The following is an 18803-nucleotide window of genomic DNA, read 5'->3' on the forward strand; positions in this document are numbered from 1 at the left end:
ACGCGATGTCCGACGCCATGCTGGAGCAGCTGAAGCGGAAGATCGGCCAGGAGGGCTTCTCCGAATGGCACTGCATCACGCAGGAGATGGTCGACCGCTACTCGGAGCTGTCGGGCGACGGCGAGGGTGAGTGGATCCACCTCGACCCCGAGCGCGCGGCGCGCGAGGCGAACTACGGCGGCACCATCGTGCAGGGCTTCTTCCAGGTGTCGCACCTGATCCGCCTGACCGGCGAGGCCATGCGCACGCTGCTGCCCTTCGACTCGAACCACGCGCTCAACTACGGCTTCGAGCGTCTGCGCTTCGTGCGGCCGATGCCCGTGGGCGCGCGCTTCCGGGCGCGGGTGCGCATCGCGGAGGTGACGCCCAGGTCCGGCGACAGCTTCTTGCTGAAGGAGGAAGTCTGGCTCGAGCTGGAAGACGGCACCGTCACGCTGGCGGCCGAGTGGCTCTTCCTGCTGGGGCCGCGCGCGCTGCCCCCGGCCTGAGATCAGTCGTCCCGGCCGAATTCCTCGCCCAGCTCCGCGGCGCGCTTCTGCGCCGCGCGGATGGCGGTCTTGAACTGCGCCTTCACGTCGGCTTCTTCCAGCGAGCTGATGGCGGCGTAAGTGGTGCCGCCCTTGGAGGTGACGCGCGCGCGCAGCACCGAAGGCGGCTCGGTCGCGCTGTGCGCCAGTGCCGAGGCGCCGGTGAAGGTGCCGATGGCCAGGCGCTGGGCCTGGTCGGGCGTCAGGCCCATCTCGACGCCGGCCTCGGTCATGGCCTCGATGAAATAGAACACATAGGCCGGGCCCGAGCCCGACATGGCGGTCACGGCGTCGAGCGCGGGTTCGGCGTCGACCCAGATCAGCTCGCCGGTGGGTGCCAGCAGCTGGCCGACCAGCGAGCGGTCGGCACCGGTGACGCCGGCGCGCGCGAACAGGCCGGTCATGCCCTTGCCGACCAGCGCGGGCGTATTGGGCATGGCGCGCACCACGCGCTCGGTGCCCAGCCAGCGGGCGATGCTGTCCGACGGAATGCCCGCGGCCACGCTGAGCTGCAACGCGCCGTCGGCGAATTCGCGCACCGGGCGGGCGGCTTCGGCAAATGTCTGGGGCTTGACCGCCCACACCACCACCTCGCAGCGCGACAGCGCTTCCCCGGCCTCGGCTTTCGCGACGATGCCGTACGACTGGGACAGCTTGGCGCGGGCCTCCTCGAAGGGCTCGACCACCTCGAACGAATCGGCCGCTGAGCCTTGCTGGATCAAGCCGCCGATGATGGCGCTCGCCATGTTGCCGCCGCCGATGAAGGCGACGGGCGGCAGCGGCGCGGGGGCGGTACGGGGCAGGAAAGTGACGGCGATGGTCATGGTCGGTCGGGTTATTCGAAGGCGAAGGCTGCGAACTGGGTGATCTGCAGCGGATTGAAATTGTCGTCGCTCACGACCACCAGCATGCGTTTGCCGTCGGGCAGCGGCGGCCCCCAGCACATGCCTTCGGTGTTGTCGAGGCGCGACAGGCCCAGGGCGGCGAAGTCAGCCACCAGGGTCTTGGAGGCGGGGCGGTGGTTGCCCGGCACCAGCGTGTCGATGGAGAGCACGTCGCCGGCGGCGCGGGTGTCGATTTCATACAGGCGCAGCGAGTTGCCCGTGCCGGTGGCGTAGGCGCGCTCCAGCACCAGAATGCGGTGGGCGTCGAGCATCAGGATCTCGCTGACGCCGTTGTCGGCATAGGTGCCGGGCACCAGCGGGCGCAGCGGAATGGCGTCGGGCACGTAGGCGATCTGGCGCACGGCGCGGCCTGTGCCCAGGTCGACCTCGGTGAAGCGGCAGGGGCCGCCGGGCGCGCCGATGGTGGGCTCGGGGCCGTCCTGGATCAGCGCGTTCTCCATGCCCAGCCAGGCGAAGCGGCCGTCCGGCGTGAGGGCGATGCCCTCGAACGTCAGGTTGTCGCGCGGGCCGCGGCGCTTTGCCGGGTCGGGCTGAAACATCGGCGGCATCGCGAATTCGCGCAGGAAGCGCCCGTCGCGGGCCGATTCGTACAGCGCGGGGCCGAAACCGCGGGCGATATCGCCTTCGCTGGCCCACAGGATGGTGTTGGTAGAGGGGCGCAGGCGCAGGGCTTCGGGGTCGGGCACCGGAAGGCCGTCGATGGCCTGGCGCCGGCTGGGCCAGGGGCCGCCGCCGGGGCGTTGCAGCTTTACCACGCCCGTGGGCTCGGGCGGCGCGGCCTGTGGCAGCGGCCAGCGTGCGGTGTAGCAGCGCACCGGATCGAAGTCTGACCGGTCATCGCTGATGAGCAGGTACTCACCTCGCGCCGGGTCGTAGTCGATGCCCGAAAGGCCGCCCACCGTGGTGCCTTCCATATGAAGGCGGTGCGCCCAGCGCGCTTCGGCCACCAGCCGCAGCCTGCCGGGGTCCTGCTGCGGAGCGGCGCTGCGGCAGGCGCCGAGGCCCAGGGCCAGCAGGCCGGCAGCACCGGCCAGAACGCTGCGGCGGCCGGGATGCGGGGCTGAAAAGTGGGATTTCGCAGTGGTGCGCACCGTCGAGAGTCTAGTGCCAGCGCTTGGTGGTGTAATAGGGCTGTTGACATCGGCACAAGTGCGTGCAACAATCGCGGGCTTCGCTTCCAAAAGGCGAAGCTTTCAGCCCAAAGCGGAAGTGCCTCGAGTGGTTCGAGGTGCGGACGACGGGCCCAAGACTGACCGCGGTGTTTCCCTCCTGGAGGCACATCGGTACAAGTTGGGAATATCAAGAAATGATCCAAACTGAATCCCGGCTCGAAGTGGCCGACAACACAGGCGCGAAATCCGTCCTGTGTATCAAGGTGCTCGGTGGCTCCAAGCGGCGTTACGCCAGCGTGGGCGACGTCATCAAGGTCAGCATCAAGGAAGCCGCTCCGCGTGGTCGCGTCAAGAAGGGCGAGATCTACAGCGCAGTGGTGGTCCGCACCGCCAAGGGCATCCGTCGCGCCGACGGCTCGCTCGTCAAGTTCGACGGCAATGCCGCCGTGCTGCTCAATGCCAAGCTGGAGCCCATCGGCACCCGCATCTTCGGACCGGTCACGCGCGAACTGCGCACCGAGAAGTTCATGAAGATCGTGTCGCTGGCACCCGAAGTTCTGTAAGGACAACAACGCCATGAACAAGATTCGCAAAGGCGACCAGGTCATCGTGTTGGCCGGCCGTGACAAGGGCAAGCGGGGCACCGTCTCGCTGCGCAAGGACGACTCGCACGTCGTCATCGAAGGCCTGAACCTCGTCAAGAAGCACACCAAGCCGAACCCCCTCAAGGGTACGACCGGTGGCATCGTCGAGAAGTCCATGCCCATCCACCAATCCAACGTGGCGATCTTCAATGCCGCGACCGGCAAGGCCGACCGCGTGGGCATCAAGATCACCCAGGGTGCTGACGGCAAGCGCGTGGCTGTTCGCGTCTTCAAGTCCAGCGGCGACGAAATCAAGTTCGCCTAAGAGGTACTCACATGGCACGTCTCCAACAACACTATCGCGAAAAGATCGCGAAAGACCTGACGGAAAAGTTCGGCTACACGTCGCCGATGCAGGTTCCGCGCCTCACCAAGATCACCCTGAACATGGGTGTGGGTGAAGCAGTCGCCGACAAGAAGGTTCTCGACAACGCTGTCGCCGACCTGACCAAGATCGCTGGCCAGAAGCCCGTGGTCACCAAGTCGAAGAAGGCTATCGCCGGTTTCAAGATCCGCGAAAACCAGCCTATCGGCTGCATGGTCACGCTGCGTGGCGTGCAGATGTATGAGTTCCTGGACCGTTTCGTGACCATCGCGCTGCCGCGTGTTCGCGACTTCCGCGGCATCTCCGGCCGTGCGTTCGACGGCCGTGGCAACTACAACATCGGCGTCAAGGAACAGATCATTTTCCCCGAGATCGAGTACGACAAGGTCGATGCCCTGCGCGGTCTGAATATCAGCATCACGACGACGGCCAAGACCGATGAAGAAGCCAAGGCGCTTCTCGCCGGCTTCCGTTTCCCGTTCAAGAACTGAGGTGATCCGTGGCTAAAGCATCTTTGATCCAGCGCGAACTCAAGCGCGACAAGCTGGTTGCCAAGTTCGCTGCGAAGCACGCGGAACTGAAGGCGGCTTCCAACGACGTGAAGAAGACCGACGAAGAGCGTGCAGCTGCCCGTCTGGCGCTGCAAAAGCTCCCGCGCAACGCGAACCCCACGCGTCAGCGCAACCGTTGCGAAATCACCGGTCGCCCCCGTGGCACCTTCCGTCAATTCGGTCTGGCCCGCGCCAAGATCCGCGAACTGGCTTTCAACGGCGACATCCCCGGTGTCACCAAGGCCAGCTGGTAAGCCAGGCAGGAGCAAACAACATGAGCATGAGTGATCCCATTGCCGACCTGCTGACGCGTATCCGTAACGCGCAGATGGTGGCGAAGCCCACCGTGTCGGTTCCGTCTTCCAAGGTGAAGATCGCAATCGCACAAGTCCTGAAGGACGAGGGCTACATCGACGGCTTCCAGGTCAAGACCGAAGCCGGCAAGAGCGAACTTGAAATCTCGCTGAAGTACTACGCTGGCCGTCCGGTCATCGAGCGCATTGAGCGCGTGAGCCGCCCCGGCCTGCGTGTCTACAAGGCCAGTGCTTCCATTCCGCAAGTCCAGAACGGCCTCGGCGTTGCGATCGTCACGACCCCCAAGGGCGTGATGACCGACCGCAAGGCTCGCGCCTCCGGTGTCGGCGGCGAAGTTCTGTGCTACGTCGCCTAACCGAGACATCGAGGAGTTACTGAAATGTCCCGAGTAGGAAAAATGCCGGTCACCATCCCCGCAGGCGTGGATGTGTCGATCAAGGAAGACCAGATCAGCGTCAAGGGCACGGGCGGTTCGCTCAGCCTGGCCCGCAATGCGCTGGTGAAGATCGTCAGCAATGACGGCAAGCTGAGCTTCGAGCCCGCCAACGAGTCGCGTGAAGCGAACGCGATGAGCGGCACGATCCGTCAGCTGGTGAACAACATGGTGGTTGGCGTGACCAAGGGCTTCGAGAAGAAGCTCAACCTGGTCGGCGTCGGCTACAAGGCTGCGGCTTCCAACAACAAGCTGAACCTGCAAGTCGGTTACTCGCACCCGGTCAACATCGACATGCCGCAAGGCATCACGGTGGCCACCGCGACCCCGACCGAAATCGTGATCAAGGGTGCTGACCGTCAGCGCGTTGGTCAAATCGCCGCTGAGATCCGCGCTGTTCGTCCGCCCGAGCCCTACAAGGGCAAGGGTATCCGTTATTCGGACGAGAAGATCGTGATCAAAGAGACCAAGAAGAAGTAAGGGGCAGCAAAATGATGTTGACCAAAAAAGCACAGCGTCTTCGCCGCTCGCGCCAGACCCGCATTCGCATCGCGACGCAGGGCGTGGCCCGTCTGACGGTGAACCGCACCAACCTGCACATCTATGCAACCGTCATCTCCGACGACGGCTCCAAGGTGATTGCAACCGCATCGACGGCAGAAGCCGAAGTGCGTACCTCGCTCGGCGGTTCGGGCAAGGGCGGCAATGCCGCCGCAGCCACCGCCGTCGGCAAGCGCATCGCTGAAAAGGCGAAGGCAGCCGGCGTCGAGAAGGTCGCTTTCGACCGCGCAGGTTTCGCTTACCACGGCCGCGTCAAGGCGCTGGCCGAGGCCGCCCGCGAAGCCGGCCTGCAGTTCTAACCGGACACGAGATTCAAAATGGCAAAGATTCAGGCAAGAACGCAGAACGAAGGCCCCGAGGACGGTTTGCGCGAGAAGATGATCGCGATCAACCGCGTCACCAAGGTGGTGAAGGGTGGTCGTATCCTCGGTTTCGCAGCACTCACCGTCGTTGGTGATGGCGATGGCCGCGTCGGCATGGGCAAGGGCAAGTCGAAGGAAGTGCCCGCTGCAGTGCAGAAGGCCATGGAAGAAGCGCGTCGCAACCTGCTGAAGGTTTCGATTAAGAACGGCACGCTGCACCACCAGGTGCAGGGCCACCATGGCGCTTCGACGGTCGTGATGTACCCGGCTCCTAAGGGTACCGGCATCATCGCCGGCGGCCCGATGCGCGCCGTGTTCGAAGTGATGGGTATCACCGACATCGTGGCCAAGAGCCATGGTTCGTCGAACCCCTACAACATGGTTCGCGCTACGCTCGACGGGTTGAAAAACTCGACGACCGCGGGTCAAGTGGCTGCCAAGCGCGGCCTCACCGTCGAAGAAATCTTCGCTTAAGCGCAAGCCGAAAGAAGCATTCAAATGACGCAACAACAAACCCTCAAGGTCCAATTGGTCAAGAGCCCGATCGGTACCAAGGAATCGCATCGCGCGACCGTGCGCGGCCTCGGCCTGCGCAAGCTCAACAGCGTGAGCGAGCTGCAAGACACGCCCGCTGTGCGCGGCATGATCAACAAGATCAGTTATCTGGTCAAAGTTCTGTAAGAGAGACTGATATGGAACTCAATGGCATCAAGCCGGCAGCCGGCGCCAAGCACGCCAAGCGTCGCGTTGGCCGTGGTATCGGCTCTGGCATCGGCAAGACCGCGGGTCGCGGCCACAAGGGCCAGAAGTCGCGTGCTGGCGGCTTCCACAAGGTGGGCTTCGAAGGCGGTCAAATGCCTCTGCAGCGTCGCCTGCCGAAGCGCGGCTTCAAGTCGCACCTGCTGAAGTTCAACGCCGAAGTCACGCTGACTGCTCTCGAGCAGCTCGGCCTGGCCGAAGTGGATGTCCTGGCGCTGAAGCAAGCCGGCCTCGTGGGTCAGCTGGCCAAGGTCGTCAAGGTCGTCAAGACCGGCGAACTGACCAAGGCCGTCAAGCTGACGGGCGTGGGCGCTACCGCTGGTGCCAAGGCTGCGATCGAAGCAGCCGGCGGCAGCATCGCCTGATCACCATCGGACTGAAAGAAGTTCTTCGTGGCAACTAACGCGGCAACGATCGCAAAAACAGGCAAGTTCGGCGACCTCCGTCGTCGGCTCGTCTTTTTGCTGCTCGCGCTCGTGGTCTACCGGATTGGCGCGCACATTCCTGTGCCGGGTATCAACCCGGACCAGCTGGCAGCGTTGTTCCAGGGCCAGCAGGGCGGCATTCTGAGCCTGTTCAACATGTTCTCGGGCGGGGCGCTGTCGCGCTTCACCGTGTTCGCGTTGGGGATCATGCCGTACATCTCGGCGTCGATCATCATGCAGCTGATGACCTACGTGCTTCCGACCTTCGAGCAATTGAAGAAGGAAGGCGAGGCCGGCCGCCGCAAGATCACGCAGTACACGCGCTACGGCGCGCTCGGTCTGGCACTGTTCCAATCGTTCAGCATCGCGGTGGCTCTCGAGTCGTCGGCCGGTCTGGTCATCGCCCCCGGTTTCGGCTTCCGCCTGACCGCCATGGTGAGCCTGACGGCAGGTTCGATGTTCCTGATGTGGCTCGGCGAGCAGATCACCGAACGCGGCCTGGGCAACGGCATCTCGATCCTGATCTTTGCAGGTATCGCGGCCGGCCTGCCGAACGCGATCGGCGGCCTCGCTTCGCTGGTGACGACCGGTGCAATGAATCCGATCATTGCGCTGTTCATCATCGCCGTCGTGGTGCTGGTCACCTACTTCGTGGTGTTCGTCGAACGCGGCCAGCGCAAGATCCTCGTGAACTATGCGCGGCGCCAGGTCGGCAACAAGGTCTATGGCGGCCAGTCGTCGCACCTGCCCCTGAAGCTGAACATGGCCGGCGTGATCCCGCCGATCTTCGCCTCGTCGATCATCCTGCTGCCCGCAACGGTGGTTGGCTGGTTCAGTACCGGTGAAGGCGGTTTCCGCTGGATCAAGGACGTTGCGGGCGCATTGCGTCCGGGCGAACCGATCTACGTGCTGCTGTATGCCGCTGCGATCGTTTTCTTCTGCTTCTTCTACACGGCACTCGTGTTCAACAGCAAGGAAACGGCCGACAACCTGAAGAAGAGTGGTGCATTCATTCCTGGCATTCGCCCGGGTGACCAGACCGCTCGCTATATCGACAAGATTCTGGTTCGCTTGACGCTGGCCGGCGCGGTGTACATCACCTTCGTCTGCCTGCTGCCCGAGTTCCTGATCCTGAAGTACAACGTGCCGTTCTACTTCGGTGGTACCTCCCTGCTGATCATCGTGGTCGTCACGATGGACTTCATGGCCCAGGTGCAAAACTACATGATGTCCCAGCAGTACGAATCGCTGCTGAAGAAGGCGAACTTCAAGACATCGTAGGGCTGTGTTTCAGTATTGAGTCCGGGCGGTAGACCGCCACGTTAAACAGTTTTAGGAGAATGAAATGAGAGTTTCGGCTTCGGTCAAAACCATCTGCCGTAATTGCAAGGTCATCCGCCGTAAAGGTGTGGTGCGTGTGATTTGCACCGACCCGCGCCACAAGCAGCGCCAGGGTTGATTGAAGAGTATTAGAGGACGCACATGGCACGTATTGCTGGCATCAACATCCCGCCGCACAAGCACGCTGAAATCGGCCTGACCGCCATCTTCGGCATCGGTCGCACCCGCGCCCGTCAAATCTGCGAAGCGAGCGGCATCGAGTATTCGAAGAAGATCAAGGATCTGACCGACGCCGATCTCGAAAAGATCCGCGACCAGATCGCTCTGTTCACCATCGAAGGCGATCTGCGTCGCGAGACGACGATGAACATCAAGCGTTTGATGGACATCGGCTGCTATCGCGGCTTCCGTCACCGTCGCGGCCTGCCGATGCGCGGCCAGCGCACGCGCACCAACGCCCGCACCCGCAAGGGTCCGCGCAAGGCTGCGCAGTCCCTGAAGAAATAAGGATAGACCAGCATGGCTAAAGCACCTGCAAACAACGCCGCACAGCGCGTTCGCAAGAAGGTTCGCAAGAACGTTGCGGACGGTATCGCCCACGTGCATGCCTCGTTCAACAACACCATCATCACGATCACCGATCGCCAGGGCAACGCCCTGTCGTGGGCTTCGTCGGGTGGCCAGGGCTTCAAGGGCTCGCGCAAGTCGACCCCGTTCGCTGCGCAGGTCGCTTCCGAAGTTGCCGGCCGTGCTGCTGTCGAACAAGGTATCAAGAACCTCGACGTCGAGATCAAGGGCCCCGGTCCTGGTCGCGAATCGTCGGTGCGCGCACTGGCTGCGCTCGGCATCCGGATCAATTCCATTGCCGACGTGACGCCCGTTCCGCACAACGGCTGCCGTCCCCAGAAGCGTCGTCGCATCTGATCGTCAGTCCGCAAGGCGCAGCCGGCTTTTTCAAGCGGCTGCGCATTTGTTTTTTATCTAAGCCCACCGCCATCCGCGCTTCGCAGATGGCTCCCGCAGGCAACTGCGGCAGATGACACAAAGGAAAAATCGTGGCACGTTACCTCGGCCCCAAGGCCAAACTTTCCCGCCGTGAAGGCACCGACCTGTTCCTGAAGAGCGCCCGCCGCTCCATCCAGGACAAGGCCAAGTTCGACTCCAAGCCCGGCCAGCACGGTCGCACCTCGGGTCAGCGCACCTCCGACTACGGTCTGCAGCTGCGTGAAAAGCAGAAGGTCAAGCGCATGTACGGCGTGCTCGAAAAGCAATTCCGCCGCTACTTCGAAGAAGCCGACCGCCGCCGTGGCAACACCGGCGCCAACCTGCTGTTCATCCTCGAATCGCGCCTGGACAACGTCGTCTACCGCATGGGCTTCGGCTCGACCCGCGCCGAAGCGCGCCAGCTCGTGTCGCACAAGGCGATCACGGTGAACGGTCAGTCGGTCAACATCCCGTCGTACCTGGTCAAGACCGGTGACGTGATCGCCGTGCGCGACAAGTCGAAGAAGCAGAACCGCATTGTCGAAGCGCTGCAACTCGCCCAGCAAGTCGGTATTCCGGCCTGGGTCGACGTGAATGCCGACAAGGCCGAAGGCACGTTCAAGAAGGTGCCCGATCGCGACGAATTCGCAGCCGACATCAACGAATCGCTGATCGTCGAACTGTATTCGCGTTGATTTTTTCTACCCGCCTCGGCGCGTTCGCGCTGGCGGGAGATTGATATTGTTGTTCACGTTCCTGCTCCGCGCTTCGTCGCGGATCAGGTGCTTCACCAGCCTTACCGGTGTAACGAGCCGGGGGTATTGAGAGGAAGTCTGCATGCAAACCACCCTGCTGAAACCCAAGACCATCCAGGTCGAGCAACTTGCCGCCAACAAGGCCAAGGTCACGCTCGAGCCTTTCGAGCGCGGCTACGGCCACACGCTCGGCAACGCGCTGCGTCGCGTTCTGCTGTCGTCCATGGTCGGTTACTCGGCCACCGAAGTCACGATCGCTGGCGTTCTGCATGAGTACTCGTCGATCGACGGCGTGCAGGAAGATGTCGTCAACATCCTGCTGAATCTCAAGGGCGTGGTGTTCAAGCTCCACAACCGCGACGAAGTCACGCTGAGCCTGCGCAAGGACGGTGAAGGCCCGGTGCTCGCATCGGACATCCAGACCCCGCACGACGTCGAGATCATCAACCCCGACCACGTGATCGCGCACCTGTCGCAAGGCGGCAAGCTCGACATGCAGATCAAGGTCGAAAAGGGTCGCGGCTACGTGCCCGGCACGATGCGCCGCTACGCGGACGAGCCGACGAAGTCGATCGGCCGCATCGTGCTCGACGCTTCGTTCTCGCCCGTCAAGCGCGTGAGCTACACGGTCGAAAGCGCCCGTGTCGAACAGCGTACCGACCTGGACAAGCTGCTCGTCGAGATCGAAACCAACGGTGCGATCACCGCGGAAGACGCAGTTCGCGCTTCGGCTAAAATCCTGGTCGAGCAGCTCGCAGTGTTCGCGCAGCTCGAAGGCGGCGAACTCGCTGCATTCGACGCACCGGCACCGCGCAGCGCACAGCAGTTCGACCCGATCCTGCTGCGCCCTGTCGACGAGCTCGAACTCACCGTGCGTTCGGCGAACTGCCTGAAGGCCGAGAACATCTACTACATCGGTGATCTGATCCAGCGCACCGAAAACGAGCTGCTCAAGACCCCGAACCTGGGTCGCAAGTCGCTCAACGAAATCAAGGAAGTGCTTGCCTCCCGCGGCCTGACCTTGGGCATGAAGCTCGAAAGCTGGCCCCCGGCCGGTCTCGACAAGCGTTGATTTGAATTTTTGAATTTGGCTCCCCAAAGAGCCAGTGCACCGGGCAGTACCTGATACGGCTGCCTGTTTTTATAAAGTAAAGGAAAGCACCATGCGTCACGGACACGGACTCCGCAAACTCAACCGCACCAGCTCGCACCGCCTCGCGATGCTGCAGAACATGATGAACTCGCTCATCGAGCATGAAGTCATCAAGACCACGGTCCCCAAGGCCAAGGAACTGCGCCGCGTCATCGAACCGATGATCACGCTCGCCAAGAAGCCCACGCTGGCCAACAAGCGCCTGGCTTTCGACCGCCTGCGCGACCGCGACAGCGTCGTGAAGCTCTTCGGTGAACTCGGCCCGCGTTTCGCAGCCCGTCCGGGCGGCTACACGCGCATTCTGAAGATGGGTTTCCGCGTGGGCGACAACGCGCCGATGGCGCTGGTCGAACTCGTCGACCGTCCTGAAATTAAAGAAGACGCAGCTGAGCAAAACGCTGCTGAATAAGCTATAATTTATTCTTGCCGCGCGATGGAGCAGCCTGGTAGCTCGTTGGGCTCATAACCCAAAGGTCGCAAGTTCAAATCTTGCTCGCGCAACCAATCTAAAAGGCCCTTTGAATTTCAAAGGGCCTTTTTTCTTGGCTGGTAAATGAATTGAAAAAGCCCTCGCAAAGAGGGCTTTTCTGTTTCTGGAATTTGCCTGACGCGGCGTCAGTCCGGAATGACTGCCGTTACCTCGATCTCGACCTTCGCGCGGTGCTCCACCAGCGCCGCGACCTGCACGCAAGTCATGGCCGGGAAGTTGCGCCCCATCGCATCGCGATAGACCGGGCCCAGCTCTGAGAGCCGGCGGCTGTACTCGTCGCGGTCCGTCACATACCAGGTCATGCGAACCATGTGCTCGGGGCCCGCGCCGCCGGCGCGGAGCACTTCGGCGATGTTGCGCAGCGCCTGGCCGCATTGGTCGATGAAGTCGTCCGATTCGAACTGTTGCTGCGCGTTCCAGCCGATCTGGCCGCCGACGAACAGCATCGTTCCGCGTGCGGCGACGCCGTTCGCATAGCCCTTGGGAGGCAACCAGCCTTCGGGCTGCAGGAGTTTGTTGATCATGATGTTGTGTTGGGTTGTCTCAGTTTGAATCGCTGGAGCTTGCCAGTCTCGGTGCGCGGAAGCGCCGTGACGAACTCGATCTCCCGGGGGTATTTGAAGGGTGCGATCGTCGCCTTCACATGGTCCTGCAGCGTCTTCACCAGGGCTGCATCGCCTTCATGGCCGGGCTTGAGCACGCAGAAGGCCTTGACGATCATGCCTCGGTCCGCGTCCGGCTTGCCGATCACGCCGCACTCCGCGACGGCGGGGTGCTTCAGCAGCGCATCTTCCACCTCGGGGCCGCCGACGTTGTAGCCGGCGGTGATGATCATGTCGTCGGCGCGCGCCTGGTAGAAGAAGTAGCCGTCGTCGTCCTGGACGAACGAATCGCCCGGGTAGTTCCAGCCGTTCTTCACGTAGTCGGCCTGGCGCGGATCGTCGAGGTAGCGGCAGCCCACGGGTCCCTGCAGCGCCAGCTTGCCGACGGTGCCGTGCGGCACCTCGTTGCCGGCGTCGTCCACCACTTTGGCGGTGAAGCCCGGCACCGCCTTGCCGACGGCGCCGCGGCGCACCTCGTCGCCTGCAGCCGAGATGTAGATGTGGAACACCTCGGTGCCGCCGATGCCGTCGAGCATCTCAATGCCGGTGGCTTCCTTCCATAGCTGCCGCGTGGCGTCGGGCAGTGCCTCGCCAGCGCTCACGCTGATGCGAAGGCTAGGCATGCCGTGCTGCTTCACGAAGGGCGCCATCTGGCGGTAGAAGGTGGGCGCGGTGTAGCTGATGGTCGCGCCGACCTCGTTGATCAGCTTCACGAGCCCTTCGGGGGAGAACGGAGCATCGGGAAAGTACACCGAGGCACCGGCCCACATCGGAAACACCAGCAGCCCGCCGAGACCGAAGGTAAAGGCCAGCGGCGGCGAGCCCACCACGATGTCGTCGCTGCGCGCTTTCAGCACGTGGCGCGGCCAGGTCTGGCACATCGCGAGCACGTCGCGATGCGTGGTCACGGGCGCCTTCGGCTTGCCCGTGGTGCCCGACGTGAACGCGAGCAGCGCGATGTCGTCCGATGCCGTGGGGCATGCGGTGAACACGCCGCTCTTCTTCGCGGCGCGCGACGAGAGCGAGTCCGGTGCATCGGGCTGGTTGAAGGCGATCACGGTGGCGAGCACTGGATGCTCCCGCTGCGCAGTCGCGAGTTCGTCGAGCAGCCGGCCATCGCACAGCGCGGCCACGGGCCGTGCCTTCTCGATGATCTCGCCCAGTTCCTTCGCGCGCAGCAGCGGCATCGTCGCGACCGCGATCAATCCCGCCTTCACCACGGCGAGCCAAGCCAGCGCCATCGCCACCGAGTTGCCGCCGCGCAGCAGCACACGGTTGCCCGGCACCAGCCCGAGGTCTTCCGTCAGCACCTGCGCGATGCGGTTGACCTCGACGGCTGCTTGCGAATACGTGAGCGTGCCCTGCGGCGAACGAAGCATCGGGTTGTCGCCGAAGCCCTTGGCAGTTGCCTTGTCGAGCAGTTCCTCGACCAGGTTCAACTGGTCGGGCAGTTGCAACTCGGGCAGGTCGTAGCGAAAGACGGGCAGCTGCGCGGCTGGCGGCAGGCGGTCGTGAACGAAGCGGTCGACTTGGGCAGACACGGTATTTATCCCCGCAGAACGGATTTGCCAATGATCAGTTGTTGAACCTCCGTCGCGCCTTCGTAGATGCGCAGCGAGCGGATGTCGCGGTAGAGGCTCTCAATCTTCGTGCCAACCTTCACGCCGAGGCCGCCGTGCATCTGCAGCGCCATGTCGATCACGCGGCTCGCGTTTTCCGTGGCGCACATCTTCGCCATCGCGGCGGCGGCCGACACGTCGCCAACAGCGGGCGCGCCGCGCCGTTCGGCGTCGTCGCGCATCCATGCCGCGCGATAGGTGAGCAGTGCGGCGCTGTCGATCAGCGCGGCCATCTCGCCGAGCTTGGCTTGCGTGAGCTGGAAATCCGCGAGCGTCTGGCCGAACATGCGGCGGTTCTTCGAATGCGCGATGGCTTCGGCCAGTGCGCGTCGCCCCATGCCGAGCGCGGCCGCGGCCACCGATGCACGGAAGATGTCGAGCGTGCGCATCGCGAGCTTGAAGCCGCCGTTGAGCTCGCCGAGTTGGGCGGTGCGCGGCACCACGCAGTTCTCGAAGCGCAAGGTGGCGAGCGGATGCGGCGCCATCACGTCGATGTGCGCGGAGGTGTCGAGGCCCGGCGTCGTCGCATCGACGATGAACGCGGTGATGCCGCGCGTGCCGCCTGCAGGATCGGTCTTCGCGAACACGCAGTAGAAGTCGGCGATGCCGCCATTGCTGATCCAGGTCTTCTCGCCGTTGAGCTTCCAGCCATCGGCGGTGGGCTCGGCGCGCATCGCCATCGCGCCCACGTCGGAGCCTGCTTCGGGTTCGCTGAGCGCGAAGGCCGCGATCTTGCTGCCCTTGGCCACGGCCGTCAGGTAATTGGCGTGCTGCTCGGGCGTGCCAGCGAGCGTGATGGCGCCGCTGCCCAGGCCCTGCATCGCGAATGCGAAGTCGGCGAGCGGCGAATGGAAGGCGAGCGTCTCGCGCAGCAGCACGAGCGCGCGCGAGTCGAGCCGCTCGAGCGCGCCGCCCGATGTGCCCGGCACGCAGTAGCGCAGCCAGCCGCCGTCGCCGAGGCGGCGGACCCAGTCGCGGCAGGCGGCGCGGTCGTCGTGCTCGTCGACCTCCTGCGCCGCGGCCCAGGGCAAGAGGCCTTCGGCCAGCGCGCGATGCGCGTCGTCGAAGAACGGCAGCGCCAGGTGCACTGTCGATGGTGGAGCGGGTGCCTTGGTAATCATGGCTTCAGTCTCCGCCGAACACCGGCTTGCGCTTGGCCGCGAAGGCTTCGTACGCGCGCTTGAAGTCTTCGGTCTGCATGCAGATGGCCTGTGCCTGCGCTTCGGCCTCGATGGCCTGGTCGATGGTCATGGACCATTCCTGCGCGAGCATGGTCTTGGTCATGCCGTGCGCGAAGGTGGGGCCTTCGGCCAGCTCGCGCGCCACCTTGGTGGCGGCCTCCAGCAACGCATCGCTTTCGTGCAGTGCGTTGAAGAAGCCCCAGGCGTGGCCTTCCTGCGCGGTCATCGCGCGGCCAGTGAACAGCAGTTCCGAAGCACGGCCCTGGCCGATCACGCGCGGCAGCAGCGCGCATGCGCCCATGTCCGCGCCGGCGAGGCCCACGCGGGTGAAGAGGAATGCGGTGCGCGTGGCGGGCGAGCCGTAGCGCAGGTCGCAGGCCAGCGCGATCATCGCGCCCGCACCGGCGCACACGCCGTCGATCGCACCGACGATGGGCTGCGGGCACGAACGGATGGCCTTCACCAGGTCGCCCGTCATGCGCGTGAACTCCAGCAGCTCGGGCATGCGCATGCCGGTCAGCGGGCCGATGATCTCGTGCACGTCGCCGCCCGAGCAGAAATTGCCGCCCGCGCCGGTGACCACGATCACCTTCACGTCTGTCGCGTAGGTCAGCGCGCGGAACAGGTCGCGCAGCTCGGCATACGAGTCGAAGGTGAGCGGGTTCTTGCGCTCGGGCCGGTTCAGTGTGATGGTGCCGACGCCCGCTTCGTAGCTCCATGCGAAGTGCTCGGCCTTGTAGGCAGCCTTCGCTTCGAATTGCGCGCGCATGGGGTTGCCTGCGCCGATGTAGTGCTTCATTCCGTCTCCGCCATCGATTGGTTGTGTGAGTGTTGCTTGACCTTGCCGAGCAGCTTGTGCAGCTGCGCGATCTCTTTTCCGCTGAGGCCCGCGAAGGCCGCGACGATCCAGTCTTCGTGCTGCTGCGCCATCTCGTTGAAGAGCTTGCGGCCGCGCGCGGTGAGGCGCACGCGCCAGGCGCGGCGGTCGCCCTCGACATTGATGCGCTCCACCAGCCCTTCGGTCACGAGCTGGTCGGTGATGCCGGTGACGTTGCCGCCCGTCACCATCATGCGGCGCGAGAGCTCGTTCATCTTCAGGCCGTCGGGCGAGCGCTCGAGTTGAGACATCAGGTCGAAGCGCGGCAGCGTGGTCGCGAACTGCGAGCGCAGTTCGTTGCGCACCTGCTTCTCGATCAGCTGGGTGCAGGTGAGAAGCCGCAGCCAGAGCCGCAGGGCTTCGGGGTGTTCGCTGTGCGCGCGCGCTTCGAGGTCCATGTCAGTGCGTCTCCTCGGGGTTCGCCGCGGCTGCCGCAGCCATCTGCTGCTGCTTGGCGATCTCGCGGTACATCTGGTCGCGGCCGCTCAGGTATTGCTTCGGCCAGTCGACTTCGCGGCTCTGCAGCTTGGCGGCTTCGTGCAGCGTCCAGGCCGGGTCGGCGAGATGCGGGCGCGCGACGGCGCACAGGTCGGCGCGGCCGGCCGCGATGATGCTGTTGGCCTGGTCCGCGTCGGTGATGGCGCCCACGGCGATGGTCGCGATGCCCACTTCGTTGCGGATGCGGTCGGAGAAGGGCGTCTGGTACATGCGGCCGTACACCGGTTTGGCGGCGCGCGTCGTCTGCCCGGACGAGACGTCGATGAAGTCCGCACCCGCCTCCTTGAAGAGGCGCGCGACCACGACCGCGTCGGCGTCGGTGTTGCCGCCTGGCGCCCAGTCGTGCGCGGAGATGCGCACGCTCATGGGCTTGTCCGCGGGCCACACGGCGCGCATGGCGCGGAACACCTCGAGCGGATAGCGGCAGCGCGCTTCGATGTCGCCGCCGTACTCGTCGGTACGCAGGTTGGTGAGCGGGCTGATGAAGGCCGACAGCAGGTAGCCGTGCGCGCAGTGCAGCTCCAGCCAGTCGAAGCCGGCTTCCAGCGTGCGGCGCGTCGAGGCGACGAACTGGTCGCGCAGCGTGTCCATCTCGGCGCGCGTGATGGCGGCGGGCAGCTGGCTCTGTTCGCCGTACGGCACAGCGCTGGCGCCGAGCAGCGGCCAGTTGCCGCTTTCGAGCGGCTCGTCGGTGCCTTCCCAGCCCACGCGCGTGGAGCCCTTGGGGCCGCTGTGGCCGAGCTGCATCGCGATCTTCGCGCTCGACTGCGTGTGCACGAAATCGACGATGCGCTTGAAGGCGGCTTGCTGCGTGTCGTTGTAGATGCCGGTGCAGGCCGGGGTGATGCGGCCTTCGGGCGTCGGGCTCGTCATTTCGACGAACACCATCGCGGCGCCGCCGAGCGCGCGCGCGCCCAGGTGCACCAGCAGGAAGTCCTGAGGCACGCCGTCGACCGCGCTGTAGGTGGCCATGGGCGACACGAGGATGCGGTTCTTCAGCGTGAGACCGCGCACCTTGTAGGGCATGAGCATCGGCGGCACGGCTTTGCCGCCCGCGAGCCACTGCTCGTAGCCGCCGAGCCATTGCGTGTCGCGCACGCGCAGGTTCTCGTGGCTGATGCGCTGCGACCGCGTGAGCAGCGAGTAGGCGAACTGCTCGATCTCCATGCCGGTGTAGCGCGGCACGTTCTCGAACCACTCGGTCGAGTTGCGCGCGGCGTTCTGGATCTTCAGCACCTCGACGCTGCGGCGCGCCTCGTAGCCTTCGAGCACATGGTCGACGGTGCCGCCCTGTGCGAATTCGTTGGCCAGGTCGATGGCGTCTTCCAGCGCGAGCTTGGTGCCCGAGCCGATCGAGAAGTGCGCGGTGTGCGCGGCGTCGCCCATCAGCACGACGGGCACCGAGCGGCCGTCGACCTCGATGCGGTGGGTCCAGCGTTCGCACACCACGCGCGGAAAGCGGATCCAGTTGGCCGAGCCGCGCAGGTGCGTGGCATTGCTGATCAGCGAGTGGCCGCCCAGGTACTTGGCGAACAGCTTCTCGCAGAAGGCGATGGCCTCCGGCTGCTCCATCTGGTCGAGGCCGTGGGCCTTCCATACGGCCTCGGGCGTCTCGACGATGAAGGTCGAGGTCTTGTCGTCGAACTGGTAGGCATGCGCCTGGAACCAGCCGTGCTCGGTCTGTTCGAAGGCGAAGGTGAAAGCGTCGAAAGTCTGGTGCGTACCCAGCCACACGAAGCGGCAGTTGCGCAGATCGATGTCGGGCTTGAACACGTCGGCATAGCGCTGGCGGATGCGGCTGTTGAGGCCGTCGCTGGCAATGACGAGATCGGCCTTGTACTTTGCGGCGATGGCCTGGTCGTCGGTGGCGTCGGTCTCGAACACCAGGTCGACGCCCAGCGCCAGGCAGCGTTCCTGCAGGATGTTCAGCAGCCGCTTGCGGCCGATGCCGCAGAAGCCGTGGCCGCCCGAGCGCACCTGGCGGCCCTTGAAGAACACCTGGATGTCGTCCCAGTGATGGAACTCGTTGCCGATGAGCGCCGCGGTTTCGGCGTCGGCCGCGCGCAGGTTGCCCAGCGTCTGGTCGCTCAGCACCACGCCCCAGCCGAAGGTGTCGAAGGGGCGGTTGCGTTCCACCACCGTGATCTGCAGCGCCGGGTTGCGCGCCTTCATCAGCAGGGCGAAGTACAGCCCGGCCGGACCGCCGCCGATGCACAGGATGCGTTGGAGATCCGCGGCTGGAGCGGGGCGGACGGATTGAACCGGGTTGAGGCTGTTCATGTTTCAATAGTTTAGACATAAACAATCTGCTGTCAATGCGGGTTGGCAACCAACGGCAGGGCGCACCGTTTCGAGGCTTCCGCCGACACGGGCAGCCATGCAAA

Annotated in this window: 26 protein-coding genes and 1 tRNA gene; 19 read left to right on the forward strand and 8 right to left on the reverse strand. The window is 64.4% G+C overall.

From position 1 onward, the window contains the following. The first annotated feature begins 5 nt into the window (after positions 1–5). Positions 6–488, forward strand: coding sequence for a MaoC/PaaZ C-terminal domain-containing protein (locus tag QRN67_RS24890; protein WP_285414005.1), 483 nt, complete (start codon positions 6–8; stop codon positions 486–488). Positions 489–490: 2 nt separating this feature from the next. On the opposite strand, the gene proC is transcribed toward QRN67_RS24890, so the two are convergent. After that, positions 491–1351 (reverse strand): pyrroline-5-carboxylate reductase, encoded by an 861-nt coding sequence (gene proC, locus QRN67_RS24895; protein ID WP_285414006.1) that lies wholly within the window; start codon positions 1349–1351, stop codon positions 491–493. An 11-nt stretch (positions 1352–1362) separates the two neighbouring features. Next, positions 1363–2523 carry an esterase-like activity of phytase family protein gene (locus tag QRN67_RS24900; protein WP_285414007.1) on the reverse strand — a complete coding sequence of 387 codons (1161 nt, stop codon included), beginning with the start codon at positions 2521–2523 and terminating at the stop codon, positions 1363–1365. 215 nt (positions 2524–2738) lie between these two features. On the opposite strand from QRN67_RS24900, the gene rplN reads away from it, so the two are divergent. From rplN to QRN67_RS24990, 18 genes are all read left to right on the forward strand, one after another. Continuing rightward, positions 2739–3107 (forward strand): 50S ribosomal protein L14, encoded by a 369-nt coding sequence (gene rplN / locus QRN67_RS24905; RefSeq protein ID WP_009124801.1) that lies wholly within the window; start codon positions 2739–2741, stop codon positions 3105–3107. Between the two features lie 13 nt (positions 3108–3120). Next, the gene (gene rplX / locus QRN67_RS24910; RefSeq protein ID WP_056592808.1) at positions 3121–3453 is read left to right on the forward strand and encodes a 50S ribosomal protein L24; all 333 of its coding nucleotides are present in this window, start codon (positions 3121–3123) and stop codon (positions 3451–3453) included. Positions 3454–3464: 11 nt separating this feature from the next. Next, positions 3465–4004, forward strand: coding sequence for a 50S ribosomal protein L5 (gene rplE, locus QRN67_RS24915; RefSeq protein ID WP_081267426.1), 540 nt, complete (start codon positions 3465–3467; stop codon positions 4002–4004). 8 nt (positions 4005–4012) lie between these two features. Then, positions 4013–4318 carry a 30S ribosomal protein S14 gene (rpsN, locus tag QRN67_RS24920; protein WP_081267427.1) on the forward strand — a complete coding sequence of 102 codons (306 nt, stop codon included), beginning with the start codon at positions 4013–4015 and terminating at the stop codon, positions 4316–4318. A gap of 20 nt (positions 4319–4338) precedes the next feature. Beyond that, positions 4339–4734: a 30S ribosomal protein S8 gene (rpsH, locus tag QRN67_RS24925; protein ID WP_081267428.1), complete on the forward strand. Its 396-nt coding sequence runs from the start codon at positions 4339–4341 to the stop codon at positions 4732–4734. Between the two features lie 24 nt (positions 4735–4758). Next, positions 4759–5292: a 50S ribosomal protein L6 gene (gene rplF / locus QRN67_RS24930; protein ID WP_081267429.1), complete on the forward strand. Its 534-nt coding sequence runs from the start codon at positions 4759–4761 to the stop codon at positions 5290–5292. Between the two features lie 14 nt (positions 5293–5306). Beyond that, on the forward strand, positions 5307–5672 hold the full coding sequence (rplR, locus tag QRN67_RS24935) for a 50S ribosomal protein L18 (protein ID WP_081267539.1): 366 nt from the start codon (positions 5307–5309) through the stop codon (positions 5670–5672). Positions 5673–5690: 18 nt separating this feature from the next. Further along, positions 5691–6209 (forward strand): 30S ribosomal protein S5, encoded by a 519-nt coding sequence (rpsE, locus tag QRN67_RS24940; RefSeq protein ID WP_081267430.1) that lies wholly within the window; start codon positions 5691–5693, stop codon positions 6207–6209. Between the two features lie 24 nt (positions 6210–6233). Then, positions 6234–6416, forward strand: coding sequence for a 50S ribosomal protein L30 (gene rpmD, locus QRN67_RS24945; RefSeq protein WP_019653974.1), 183 nt, complete (start codon positions 6234–6236; stop codon positions 6414–6416). Between the two features lie 11 nt (positions 6417–6427). Next, positions 6428–6859 carry a 50S ribosomal protein L15 gene (gene rplO, locus QRN67_RS24950; RefSeq protein ID WP_009124820.1) on the forward strand — a complete coding sequence of 144 codons (432 nt, stop codon included), beginning with the start codon at positions 6428–6430 and terminating at the stop codon, positions 6857–6859. Between the two features lie 27 nt (positions 6860–6886). Then, complete coding sequence (gene secY, locus QRN67_RS24955; protein ID WP_009124822.1) at positions 6887–8200, forward strand: preprotein translocase subunit SecY; 1314 nt, start codon at positions 6887–6889, stop codon at positions 8198–8200. A 64-nt stretch (positions 8201–8264) separates the two neighbouring features. Next, positions 8265–8378 carry a 50S ribosomal protein L36 gene (gene rpmJ, locus QRN67_RS24960; RefSeq protein WP_013544106.1) on the forward strand — a complete coding sequence of 38 codons (114 nt, stop codon included), beginning with the start codon at positions 8265–8267 and terminating at the stop codon, positions 8376–8378. A gap of 23 nt (positions 8379–8401) precedes the next feature. Then, positions 8402–8767, forward strand: a complete 366-nt coding sequence (gene rpsM, locus QRN67_RS24965) for a 30S ribosomal protein S13 (RefSeq protein WP_013544105.1) — start codon at positions 8402–8404, stop codon at positions 8765–8767. Between the two features lie 12 nt (positions 8768–8779). Then, positions 8780–9184 (forward strand): 30S ribosomal protein S11, encoded by a 405-nt coding sequence (gene rpsK, locus QRN67_RS24970; protein WP_009124825.1) that lies wholly within the window; start codon positions 8780–8782, stop codon positions 9182–9184. Positions 9185–9315: 131 nt separating this feature from the next. Further along, the gene (gene rpsD, locus QRN67_RS24975) at positions 9316–9939 is read left to right on the forward strand and encodes a 30S ribosomal protein S4 (protein WP_009124826.1); all 624 of its coding nucleotides are present in this window, start codon (positions 9316–9318) and stop codon (positions 9937–9939) included. A 142-nt stretch (positions 9940–10081) separates the two neighbouring features. Then, positions 10082–11071 carry a DNA-directed RNA polymerase subunit alpha gene (locus QRN67_RS24980; protein ID WP_009124827.1) on the forward strand — a complete coding sequence of 330 codons (990 nt, stop codon included), beginning with the start codon at positions 10082–10084 and terminating at the stop codon, positions 11069–11071. Between the two features lie 91 nt (positions 11072–11162). After that, positions 11163–11561, forward strand: a complete 399-nt coding sequence (rplQ, locus tag QRN67_RS24985; RefSeq protein ID WP_081267431.1) for a 50S ribosomal protein L17 — start codon at positions 11163–11165, stop codon at positions 11559–11561. Between the two features lie 18 nt (positions 11562–11579). Further along, a tRNA-Met gene (locus tag QRN67_RS24990) sits at positions 11580–11656 on the forward strand. Positions 11657–11767: 111 nt separating this feature from the next. On the opposite strand, the gene QRN67_RS24995 is transcribed toward QRN67_RS24990, so the two are convergent. Genes QRN67_RS24995 through QRN67_RS25020 form a run of 6 tightly spaced genes read right to left on the reverse strand, consistent with a single transcriptional unit; the run spans position 11768 to position 18699 of the window. Next, complete coding sequence (locus QRN67_RS24995; protein ID WP_081267432.1) at positions 11768–12166, reverse strand: RidA family protein; 399 nt, start codon at positions 12164–12166, stop codon at positions 11768–11770. Continuing rightward, the gene (locus tag QRN67_RS25000) at positions 12163–13785 is read right to left on the reverse strand and encodes an AMP-binding protein (protein WP_285414013.1); all 1623 of its coding nucleotides are present in this window, start codon (positions 13783–13785) and stop codon (positions 12163–12165) included. Before QRN67_RS25000 ends, QRN67_RS24995 begins: the two co-directional genes overlap by 4 nt. 5 nt (positions 13786–13790) lie before the next feature. Beyond that, positions 13791–14984 (reverse strand): acyl-CoA dehydrogenase family protein, encoded by a 1194-nt coding sequence (locus QRN67_RS25005; protein ID WP_285414014.1) that lies wholly within the window; start codon positions 14982–14984, stop codon positions 13791–13793. A gap of 4 nt (positions 14985–14988) precedes the next feature. Beyond that, complete coding sequence (locus QRN67_RS25010) at positions 14989–15843, reverse strand: enoyl-CoA hydratase family protein (protein ID WP_285414015.1); 855 nt, start codon at positions 15841–15843, stop codon at positions 14989–14991. Then, positions 15840–16319: a MarR family winged helix-turn-helix transcriptional regulator gene (locus tag QRN67_RS25015; protein ID WP_285414016.1), complete on the reverse strand. Its 480-nt coding sequence runs from the start codon at positions 16317–16319 to the stop codon at positions 15840–15842. Before QRN67_RS25015 ends, QRN67_RS25010 begins: the two co-directional genes overlap by 4 nt. A gap of 1 nt (position 16320) precedes the next feature. Then, positions 16321–18699, reverse strand: coding sequence for a bifunctional salicylyl-CoA 5-hydroxylase/oxidoreductase (locus tag QRN67_RS25020; protein ID WP_285414018.1), 2379 nt, complete (start codon positions 18697–18699; stop codon positions 16321–16323). Positions 18700–18803: the final 104 nt, after the last annotated feature.

This window comes from Variovorax sp. efr-133-TYG-130 (assembly GCF_030208835.1).
In the GTDB taxonomy this organism is placed as follows: Bacteria; Pseudomonadota; Gammaproteobacteria; order Burkholderiales; family Burkholderiaceae_C; genus Variovorax.

Coding starts and splice junctions, on each gene's coding strand:
- QRN67_RS24890 (WP_285414005.1), top strand. CDS start 6: ATGTCCGACGCCATGCTGGAGCAGCTGAAGCGGAAGATCGGCCAGGAG.
- proC (WP_285414006.1), bottom strand. CDS start 1,351: ATGACCATCGCCGTCACTTTCCTGCCCCGTACCGCCCCCGCGCCGCTG.
- rplN (WP_009124801.1), top strand. CDS start 2,739: ATGATCCAAACTGAATCCCGGCTCGAAGTGGCCGACAACACAGGCGCG.
- rplX (WP_056592808.1), top strand. CDS start 3,121: ATGAACAAGATTCGCAAAGGCGACCAGGTCATCGTGTTGGCCGGCCGT.
- rplE (WP_081267426.1), top strand. CDS start 3,465: ATGGCACGTCTCCAACAACACTATCGCGAAAAGATCGCGAAAGACCTG.
- rpsH (WP_081267428.1), top strand. CDS start 4,339: ATGAGCATGAGTGATCCCATTGCCGACCTGCTGACGCGTATCCGTAAC.
- rplF (WP_081267429.1), top strand. CDS start 4,759: ATGTCCCGAGTAGGAAAAATGCCGGTCACCATCCCCGCAGGCGTGGAT.
- rplR (WP_081267539.1), top strand. CDS start 5,307: ATGTTGACCAAAAAAGCACAGCGTCTTCGCCGCTCGCGCCAGACCCGC.
- rpsE (WP_081267430.1), top strand. CDS start 5,691: ATGGCAAAGATTCAGGCAAGAACGCAGAACGAAGGCCCCGAGGACGGT.
- rpmD (WP_019653974.1), top strand. CDS start 6,234: ATGACGCAACAACAAACCCTCAAGGTCCAATTGGTCAAGAGCCCGATC.
- rplO (WP_009124820.1), top strand. CDS start 6,428: ATGGAACTCAATGGCATCAAGCCGGCAGCCGGCGCCAAGCACGCCAAG.
- rpmJ (WP_013544106.1), top strand. CDS start 8,265: ATGAGAGTTTCGGCTTCGGTCAAAACCATCTGCCGTAATTGCAAGGTC.
- rpsM (WP_013544105.1), top strand. CDS start 8,402: ATGGCACGTATTGCTGGCATCAACATCCCGCCGCACAAGCACGCTGAA.
- rpsK (WP_009124825.1), top strand. CDS start 8,780: ATGGCTAAAGCACCTGCAAACAACGCCGCACAGCGCGTTCGCAAGAAG.
- QRN67_RS24980 (WP_009124827.1), top strand. CDS start 10,082: ATGCAAACCACCCTGCTGAAACCCAAGACCATCCAGGTCGAGCAACTT.
- rplQ (WP_081267431.1), top strand. CDS start 11,163: ATGCGTCACGGACACGGACTCCGCAAACTCAACCGCACCAGCTCGCAC.
- QRN67_RS24995 (WP_081267432.1), bottom strand. CDS start 12,166: ATGATCAACAAACTCCTGCAGCCCGAAGGCTGGTTGCCTCCCAAGGGC.
- QRN67_RS25005 (WP_285414014.1), bottom strand. CDS start 14,984: ATGATTACCAAGGCACCCGCTCCACCATCGACAGTGCACCTGGCGCTG.
- QRN67_RS25010 (WP_285414015.1), bottom strand. CDS start 15,843: ATGAAGCACTACATCGGCGCAGGCAACCCCATGCGCGCGCAATTCGAA.
- QRN67_RS25015 (WP_285414016.1), bottom strand. CDS start 16,319: ATGGACCTCGAAGCGCGCGCGCACAGCGAACACCCCGAAGCCCTGCGG.
- QRN67_RS25020 (WP_285414018.1), bottom strand. CDS start 18,699: ATGAACAGCCTCAACCCGGTTCAATCCGTCCGCCCCGCTCCAGCCGCG.